Here is a 9,001-nt window from a genome sequence, read left to right as displayed (position 1 = left end):
GCGGGCCTTGCTGGCGGCGCGGGCGGCGGAGGACGAGCAGCGGCGCGCGGCCGGGGGGCGGGCGCGGCGGCTTCAGGACATCGCGCGGGAGGAAGGGCTATGGGCCGGTCGGCGCGAGGCGGCGGAGGCGCGGGCCCGTGACCTCGCGGAGCGGCGGCTGAGGCTCGCCGAGGAGATCGCCGTCGCGGCGGCGGCCCCGGCCGAGATCGCGGAACGGGCGGCAGAGGTCGCGGAGGAGCTGGCCGACGCCGAGGACCGGCGCGAGATGGCGGCGGACCGGCTCTCGGAGGCCGAGGCCGGGTTGCGGACGGCGCAGGAGGCGGAGCGAGGGGCGGAGCGCGCGGCCTCCCAGGCGCGGGAGGTGCGGGCGGGGGCCGAGGCGGCTCGGCTGGCGGCGGCGGAGCATCTGGCAGCGGAGGGCGCGCGCATCCGCGAGGAGCGGGGGCAAAGCCCGCGCGAGCTGCTGGAGTCGCTCGGGGGCGACGTGTCCCAGGTGCCGCCCGAGGCGGCGCTGCATTCGGAGCTGGCGAGCCTGCGGCGCAAGCGCGACGGGATCGGGCCCGTGAACCTGCGGGCCGAGGAGGACGCCAAGGCGCTACGCGAGGAGCAGGACGGTCTGCTGAAGGAGTCCGAGGACCTGACGGCGGCGGTGGGGGAGCTGCGGAAGGCGCTCTCGGCCCTGAACCGCGAGGGGCGGGAGCGGATGCTGGAGGCCTTCGGCCGCGTGAACGCCGAGTTCGGGCGGCTGTTCAAGAGCCTGTTCGGGGGTGGCGAGGCGCGGCTCGCCTGGGTGGACGGGGACGACCCGCTGGAGGCGGGCGTCGAGATCATGGCGCAGCCGCCGGGCAAGACGCTGGGGACGCTGAGCCTGCTGTCGGGCGGGGAGCAGACGCTGACGGCGCTCGCGCTGATCTTCGCGGTGTTCCTGGTGGCGCCCGCGCCGGTCTGCGTGCTGGACGAGGTGGACGCGCCTCTCGACGACGCCAACGTGACGCGGTTCTGCGATCTGCTCGACGCGATGGCGCGGGAGACGGAGACGCGGTTCCTTGTCATCACGCACCACGCGGTGACGATGTCGCGGATGGACCGGCTGTTCGGGGTCACGATGGCCGAGCGGGGGGTGAGCCAGCTCGTCAGCGTGGACCTGCGGGCCGCCGAGGCGATGGTGGCGTGAGGCCCGGGCGGTCGAACGCACCATCCACGACCGGCTTCCGTCTTGGCATTTCGATGACGGCAAGCGGTGCGTGCGAGCGCGCACCCTACGTTCAGCCCGTGACCTCGCGGTTCGACGAGCGGCGGATCAGCATCAGGTTGCGCACGTAGACGAAGAGCCCGAGGCCCTGGCCCAGCATGAAGACCGGGTCCCAGCGGTAGATGGCGTAGGCGAACATCAGGGCTCCGCCGGTCAGCGACAGCCACCAGAAGGCGATGGGGATCACCGACTCGCCCGCCTTCTCGGAGTGGAACCACTGGACGATGAAGCGGCTGCCGAACAGTACCTGCGCGAGGAAGCCGATCCCGACCCAGACGAGCTCGGCCGTGCTGTCCACGTGGAAGAAGGTGAGGATCGGGTGCATCTCGGGCTCCGCTGCGTCGGCCCCCGGGCGGGGGCGTCCGGCTGCCCTGCCGCCACGGGCGATGGCGGACCATGGGGCGATGTGTCGCGGCTGTCCAGCCGGTACCGGGAGGACCGGCGCCGGGCCGTGGCGGGGCCGGCGCGATCGGCCTAGGGGGCCGGCTGTCCCTCGGGCTGCTGCGGCAGGGCCCAGGCGAGGACATGGTCGCCGATCGGGGTCTTCATGAAGTGGTGGCCGCCCGCCATGAGGACCACGTACTGCCGGCCATCCGATTCGTAGGTCATGGGCGTCGCCTGTCCGCCGGCGGGAAGGGGGGTCTCCCACAGGACCTCGCCGGTCCGGAGGTCGATGGCGCGGAACATGTCGTCGGTGGTCGCGGCGATGAAGATCAGGCCTCCGGCGGTGACGAGCGGCCCTCCGTTGTTGGGCGTGCCGATGGTGACGGGCAGCATCGAGGGGATCCCCCAGGGTCCGTTGCGCCGGGCCTCGCCCAAGGGCCGGTCCCAGAGGGTCTCGCCTGTCCCGAGGTCGATGGCCCGGATGCCGCCATACGGCGGCTCGGTGCAGAGCATCCCGGTCCATCTCACCCGCCAGCCGGCGTTCACGTCGATGGCGTAGGGCGAGCCCCACATCGGCGAGAGGTCCGAGGGCGCGTCCTGGGAATCGGCGGAGGCGACGTTGACGGGCACGACGCCCGGGGGCACCTCCTCGCGCGGGATCAGGCGGTTGAAGTTGGCCATGTTGTTGTAGTTGGCGACGAGGATGCCGTCGGCGGCGTCCACTGCGAGGCTCCCCCAGTCCGAGCCGCCGTTGTAGCTCGGGTATTCGATGTAGTGCCGGTCGGAGGTCGGCGGCGTGTATTCGCCCTCGTAGGAGGCGCGGCGGAACTGGATGCGGCACCAGAGCTGGTCGATGGGGCTCATGCCCCACATCTGGCGCTCGGTCAGCGGCGGGAAGGCCAGCGTGTGGTAGGTCGAGAAGGGCTGCGTGGGCGAGAGGCGCTCGGGCTCGACGCCGCCCTGCGGCGCGGGACGCTCCTCGGGGGCGAAGATCGGCTCGCCGGTGCGGCGGTCGAGGACGTAGATCTCGCCCTGCTTGCTCGACAGGATCAGCGCCGGGACGGTGCCCTCCGCGGTGGGGAAGTCCACGAGCGAGGGCTGGCTCCCCAGGTCGTAGTCCCAGACGTCGTAATGGACGGTCTGGAAGTGCCAGACGTCGCGCCCGGTGGCCACGTCGATGGCGACCACCGAGGAGGAGTACTCGTCCTCGGCCTCGGTCCGGTTGCCGCCCCAGTAGTCCACCGAGGAGTTGCCGAGCGGCAGGTAGACGTAGCCGAGCTCCTCGTCGCCCGTGGCGGTGGTCCAGGAGTTGGGGGTCCCGCGCGAGTAGGCCTCGCCCTCGGGCGGGGCGCCGTGGAGGTCGGGCCTCTCCATGTCCCAGGCCCAGCGGAGTTCGCCCGTGACCGCGTCGTAGCCCCGGATCACGCCGGAGGGCGCGTCCTCGGCCTGGTTGTCGCTGACCTGCGCGCCGGTCACGATCACGCCGCGCACGATGGCGGGCGGGGAGGTCACGGCATACCAGCCGGGCACCGTGGCGCCGATGCCGTCGAGGAGGCTCACCTGGCCGCCTTGGCCGAAGTCGGGGCAGGGCTGGCCGGTGGCGGCGTCCACGGCGAGGAGGCGGGCGTCGATGGTGCCCTCGATGATGCGGGCGGCGCAAGGTTCGCCGGGGGCGGCCTGCGGGTTCGCGTAGTAGGCGACGCCCCGGCAGGTGGCGCTGTAGGGAATGGCGTCGTTGGAGATCGTGGGATCGTGTCGCCATTCCTCGCGCCCCGTGCCGGCGTCGAGCGAGAGGAGGATGTTCTTGGCCGAGCAGAGGTAGAGATGGTCGCCGACCTTGATCGGCGTGGTCTCGGCGGCATAGCCGGGCGCTGCCTCCGTGTCGGCGCCGCTGGTCTGATCGGGCATGTCGCCGGCGCGGAACTGCCAGACCTGCTGGAGCTGGGCGACGTTGTCGGGTGTGATCCGGTCGAGCGGCGAGTAGCGCGTGGCGTCCGCGCCGCCGCCATAGGTGGGCCAGTCCTCGGAGGCCTCGACGGGGATGGCCGGAGGCGGCGGCGCTTCCGTGGCCTGGGCTCCCGTGGCGGTCCCGGCGGCGGGCGGCGTGGCCGTGGCATCGTCCGGTGCGGGCGGGGTGGTCGGCGCGGGTGCCGTCGCTTCGGGCGCGGGCTCGACGGCGGGGCCGGGCTCGGGCGTGGCGGCGCCCTGCTGGGCGAGGACGGGCTGCGGGCGCAGGAGGCCGTCGGCGGCGAGGCCCAGCGCGAGGGCCGCCAGGGCCGCCGCTCCGTAGCTTCCGTAGCGGGCGAAGGGGCGGGGGGACCGGCTGAGCACGGGGATCGCCAGCAGGACGAGGATCAGGAGCACGGTCGGCGCCACCACGCGAGGGACGAGGGGCCAGCCGTCCCATCCGCCGACCTCCCAGATCGCCCAGGCCCAGGTCGCCACGTAGACCAGAAGGTAGGCCCAGACGCCCGTCATCCGCAGCATGAGGAGGAGCGCGCCCGAAAGGATCAGGCCGAGGCCGGCGAGGAGGTAGTACCAGGAGCCGCCCAGCGCGACCAGCCAGGCCCCACCCACCGCGAGCACGAGGCCGATCAGCGCGAGGATCACGCCCAGCGCCTGCACGAGCCATCGGCCCCAGGGATGGCGGGACCGGGGCGCCGGAACCGGACGCGTGGCGTCGCGGTCGCCGTATCGGACCTCCGTCACGCTGCGGTAGCGCACCTCCGTCATGGCGGCCTCCATCGTTGGCGCCTATGCCGGCGTCGTCGTCGCCTTGACCGGAAAACCAGCTATCGAACCGAGTGGTTCCCTATCTTGTCGGATCGCTCGGCCGGGGCGCCGGGCCGAGGGAGGCATACCAAGCGGCCAGCGCGGCGATGTCGTCGTCGTCGAGGTGCCTTGCCGCCTGGGCCATGAGCTCGGCCCTCGGGCCACCGCCGCGGGTGCCCTCGCGCCAGAGGCGAAGCTGGGTGGCGAGGTAGGTCTCGTACTGGCCGGCGATCTCCGGGCCGGGGCCGCCGGGGATCGAGGGATCGGGCTCGGGCCCGTGGCAGGCGACGCAGGCGGGGACCTCGGGGTCCTCCGCGCGGGCCTTCGCCAGCGCCTCCCCCCGCGAGGCGAGCGCGGGGTCTGTCGGCTGTCCCCCAGGCGCGGGGGCTTGCTCGGCGAACCATTCGGCGAGGGCGGGCAGGGCCTCTTCGGGAACGGCGCTCGCGGCCTGGGCCATGATGCCGCTCTCGCGCGTTTCCTCGCGGTAGGTGCGGAGCGCAAGGTTCAGGTAGCCCTTGGACTGGAGGTCGAGGCGGGGGATGTGCGGGTTGCCGGAGCGGCCGTCGACCCCGTGGCAGCCCGCGCAGAAGCCGAGATGGGGCGGGGCGCCCTCGGGGACCTGCGGCGGGTCGGTCAGCTCCCGGTAGGTCGCGGCGTCCATCTCGCGGACGCGGGCGAGGAAGGCGACCACGGCCCAGGGCTCGTCGTCGCGGGCGGCGGGCCAGCCGGGCATCCCGCTCATCTTGACGCCCTCCCGGACGATCCAGCCGAGCTCGTTCGGGGCCCAGCCGACCACGGCCTCGGCGATGTGCGGCGGCTCGGGCTCCATGGCTCGGATCGTGGCGGGGCGCTCCTCGCCGGGGGCGGCGTGGCACATCCGGCAGGCGCCGTCGAAGTGGCGGATGCCGAGGCGCAGGAGGTCGTCGGTCAGCTCGGGGACCTGCGACGGCGCGGGCGCGCGGAGCTCCACGGCGTTCCGGAAGGTCGTGTGGAGCACCCAGGCGGTGATCGGCCAGTGGCCCGCGCGGGCGGAGACGTCGTAGAGACCGAAGCCCACGACCGCCCCTCCGCCGGCGGCGCCCAGCAGCGCGAGGGTGGCGAGGGTCCTGAGGACGGGGCTCATGCGGCCCTCTCGCGCAGGGAGAGGCCGGTGAGCCAGAGGCCCGCGAGGAGGTAGATGGGCGTGCCGATGCCGAGCATCAGGAGGCCGCCGAGCCGCTGGCCGAAGAGGTCGGGCGGCGTGCCGCAGAAGGCGGCGTAGAGGTCCGCGTTCGAGAGGACGAGGAGCGCGCCGAGGAACGTCATGTGCATGGAGGTGAGGAGGAGGGCGCCCGCGCCGGCGAGGGGCTCGTGGGCGCGGAGGGCTCCGGCCCAGACGGCGAGGCCGCCCAGGAGGAAGAGCGCCTGCTCGGCGAGGTGCCAGGACGTCTGGAGGCGCGCCGCGCCGTGGAGGGCGGGGAGGTGCCAGCCCCAGACGATCAGGAACTCCGCGACGGCCCCGGCGAGGGCAGGGACATGGAGGCGGTCGAACTGGGCGGGGAAGGCCAGGACCAGGAGCGGCGCGGCGACCGCGACGAGCGTCATGTGCGAGAGCATGTGGGCCGGGAAGGGGGCGAGCCAGGCGCCGAGCGGCGCGGCCCAGGCGAGGGCCAGCGCGAGCGCGGCGAGGAGGGCGGCCCAGCGCCTCATCGGCAGGTCGCCGCGAAGAGGGCGGGGAGGGCGGTGTAGATCACCCCGATGAAGGAGATCACCGCGAGAAGGAGGGCCGCGTGGCCCAGGAACTGGTGGCGGTCCTCGCTGGTGGCGGCGGGGTCCTCCCAGATGTCCTCGTTGCCGTGACGCCACTGGCGCCAGGACCGGCGGCCGAGCCAGGCGATGGTGCCGAGCGCGAGGAGCGTGGCCGCGGCGATGCCCATGCGGAGCCAGACGAGCTCGTCGGTGGAAAGCTTGGCGCAGACGACGGCGGTCGCGGCGTAGCTGACGATGAAGTGGGCCATCCACACCACGGGGCCGAGCGTGATGCGGACGAGGCTCGCCTCCTCCTCGCGGAACTCCTCCTCTCCGCCGGCGGGGTGTTCGTCGGACATCACAGGAGCCTCGGCAGGAGGGCCACGCAGGCCACGGTGACCAACGCCGTGAGGCCCAGGAAGTGCCAGAAGAGCGCGACGTTCCAGAGCGGCGCGTCGTGGCGCGGGCCGAAGTCGGCGGTGAGCAGGCCGAAGAGGCAGAAGAGCTGCATCAGGACGCCGACGCCGAGATGCGCCGTGGTCCAGACCACGAGCGCCCACATGATCGCGGGATAGACGTGGGTGGTGGGATCGAGGTCCCGGACGGCGAGGACCAGCGCCGCGCCCCCGGCGAGCGTGAGGACCGGGCCGATGGCGTGGCAGAGCGTGGCGAGCCAGGGACGCCCGCGCGTGTTCAGCATCCGGGCGCCGAGGGTCAGCGCCCAGGCGACGGCGATCAGGGCCAGAGAGGCGAGCGCGAGGGGGAGGTCGGCGTGGACGGCGCCTTCGGGCGGGAAGTCGGGGCGGGCGGTCCAGTAGAAGAAGACGCCGAAGACGAGGCTCGCGAAGGCCGTGGAGTCGCCCAGCATGGTGATCCACATCCCCCACCACCCCACCGCCGCCGGGCCGGAGACGTAGAGGGGAAGGCGCAGGCCCAACCCTGCGTCCTTCGTTTCCGCCTCGGGGTGATCGCGGGCCGAGCGGTAGAGCCAGACGACGACGGTGGCGATGGCGAGGGCGCCGGAGACGCCCGCCAGGGTGTAGAGGTGGAACACCGGCAGGATGAAGGCCCCCGCCGTGAAGAACGCGGCGACGAGGGTGATCCAGGTCGGCTCGGCCACGCGCAGGACCTGGATCGGGCGCGCGTCGATGACCGAGGTGATGAGCGTCTCGCGCCGCATCTCGGGGGCGTCGGGGATGTAGCCCTGGCCGGCGTTCGCGCGCTCGACGAACTCGTCCTGGTCCCAGAGCGGGTAGCGCGATGTGACGTAGGGAACGGAGCGCGCGCCCCAGCTTTCGTCCGGGTCGGCGGACCATTCGAGGGTGCCGGCCTCCCAGGGGTTGCGGGGGGCCTTGGGCTCCTTGGACTTGGGGCGGATCAGGTCCCAGGCGAGGACGGCGAAGCCCGCCGCGATGACGAAGGCGCCCACGGTCGAGAGCATGTTGAGCCAGTCCCAGCCCAGCCCTCCGGGGTAGGTGAAGACCCGGCGTGGCATCCCGACCAGGCCCGTCAGGTGCATCGGCAGGAAGGTGATGTTGAAGCCTGCGAAGCTGAGCCAGAAGGCCCAGCGGCCCAGGCGCTCGCTCAGCATCTTGCCGGTGACGACGGGGGCGAAGTAGTAGACGCCCGCGATGACCGGGAAGACGAAGCCGCCGAAGAGCGTGTAGTGGAGGTGCGCCACGACGAAGTAGGTGTCGTGCACCACCCAGTCGAAGGGGGCGACGGCGACCATGACTCCGGTGAGCCCGCCCGCCGTGAAGATGGCGAGCGAGCCCGCGATCCAGAGCATCGGCAGGCCCATCTTCACCCGCCCCACCATGAGCGTCGCCACGAAGGCGAAGAGCTGGATGCCCGTGGGGATCACCACCGCCTCGGAGGCCGCCGAGAAGAAGCCGAGCGACATCGTCGGCAGGCCCGTGGCGAACATGTGGTGGACCCAGAGCCCGAAGCTCAGGAACCCCGTGCCCACGGCGGAGAGGACGATCCACGAATAGCCCACGATGGGATGGCGCGCGAAGGTCGGCACCACCATGGCGGTGAGCGCGATCGAGGGGAGGAAGATGATGTAGACCTCCGGGTGGCCGAAGATCCAGAAGAGGTGCTGCCAGAGCAGGGGGTCGCCGCCCTTCTCGGGGTTGAAGAAGGGCCAGCCGAGGGCGCGCTCCAGCTCGAACAGGAAATCCCCGGCGATGAGCGGCGGGAAGGCGAAGAGGATCATCCCGCCCACGACCAGCACGTACCAGGCGTAGAGCGGCATCAGGTTCACGCGCATCCCGGGCGGGCGGCACTTCAGGACGCCGACGATCAGCTCCACGGCGGCGGCGATGGAGGCGACCTCGATGAAGGACAGGCCCAGGAGCCAGATGTCCGGGCCCATCCCCTCCTCCTGCATGGAGACGGGGGGATACATGAACCAGCCGGACTGCGGGCCGACGCCGAAGAGGATGGAGCCCAGGACGAAGACGCCGCCCACGAGGAAGCTCCAGTAGCCGAAGGCGGAGAGGCGCGGGAAGGGGAGGTCGCGGGCCGACAGGAAGGCGGGGAGGAGGAGGATCGAGACCGCCTCGAACATCGGCACGGCGAAGAGGAACATCATCGCCGAGCCGTGCATGGTGTAGAACTGGTTGTAGGTGCCGGCCGAGAGGAAGTCGTTGTCGGGCACCGCGAGCTGGACGCGCATCAGGAGCGCGAGGACGCCCGCGCCCAGCATGAAGGCGAAGCAGGTGGCCGAATACCAGACGCCGACGGTCTGGTTGTTGACGTCGGACAGGATGCGCCAGCCCTTGGGCCCTTCCCACACCTTCCGCAGACGGTCCTCCTGCGCGCCCCGGAGCTTCGGCTTCACGGGCTCGGCCAGCATCTCCT

At 72.5% G+C, this 9,001-nt stretch carries 7 protein-coding genes; 1 reads left to right on the top strand and 6 read right to left on the bottom strand.

The features are described 5' to 3' along the window. On the top strand, positions 1 to 1,174 hold a 1,174-nt coding region (locus RUMESO_RS09615), incomplete at its 5' end, for a chromosome segregation protein SMC (RefSeq protein WP_037279932.1). A gap of 91 nt (positions 1,175 to 1,265) precedes the next feature. Here RUMESO_RS09615 and RUMESO_RS09610 read toward each other — a convergent pair. From RUMESO_RS09610 to RUMESO_RS09585, 6 genes are all read right to left on the bottom strand, one after another. Further along, the gene (locus tag RUMESO_RS09610; RefSeq protein ID WP_037279924.1) at positions 1,266 to 1,577 is read right to left on the bottom strand and encodes a lipid-A-disaccharide synthase N-terminal domain-containing protein; all 312 of its coding nucleotides are present in this window, start codon (positions 1,575 to 1,577) and stop codon (positions 1,266 to 1,268) included. A gap of 149 nt (positions 1,578 to 1,726) precedes the next feature. Continuing rightward, entirely contained in the window at positions 1,727 to 4,369 is a 2,643-nt protein-coding gene (locus RUMESO_RS09605) for a membrane-bound PQQ-dependent dehydrogenase, glucose/quinate/shikimate family (protein WP_082483549.1), read from the bottom strand. Positions 4,370 to 4,448: 79 nt separating this feature from the next. After that, entirely contained in the window at positions 4,449 to 5,531 is a 1,083-nt protein-coding gene (locus RUMESO_RS09600) for a c-type cytochrome (protein WP_037279923.1), read from the bottom strand. Then, on the bottom strand, positions 5,528 to 6,097 hold the full coding sequence (locus RUMESO_RS09595) for a cytochrome c oxidase assembly protein (protein ID WP_037279922.1): 570 nt from the start codon (positions 6,095 to 6,097) through the stop codon (positions 5,528 to 5,530). Before RUMESO_RS09595 ends, RUMESO_RS09600 begins: the two co-directional genes overlap by 4 nt. Beyond that, complete coding sequence (locus tag RUMESO_RS09590; protein ID WP_037279921.1) at positions 6,094 to 6,495, bottom strand: hypothetical protein; 402 nt, start codon at positions 6,493 to 6,495, stop codon at positions 6,094 to 6,096. The genes RUMESO_RS09595 and RUMESO_RS09590 overlap by 4 nt, the downstream gene beginning before the upstream one ends. Continuing rightward, positions 6,495 to 8,996 carry a cbb3-type cytochrome c oxidase subunit I gene (locus RUMESO_RS09585; RefSeq protein WP_082483560.1) on the bottom strand — a complete coding sequence of 834 codons (2,502 nt, stop codon included), beginning with the start codon at positions 8,994 to 8,996 and terminating at the stop codon, positions 6,495 to 6,497. The genes RUMESO_RS09590 and RUMESO_RS09585 overlap by 1 nt, the downstream gene beginning before the upstream one ends. Positions 8,997 to 9,001 lie beyond the last annotated feature (5 nt).

Source organism: Rubellimicrobium mesophilum DSM 19309 (genome assembly GCF_000600335.2).
Classification (GTDB): Bacteria; Pseudomonadota; Alphaproteobacteria; order Rhodobacterales; family Rhodobacteraceae; genus Rubellimicrobium; species Rubellimicrobium mesophilum.
The sequence above is the reverse complement of the archived record's forward strand: the minus strand, read 5'-3'. Positions and strand labels throughout refer to the sequence as shown.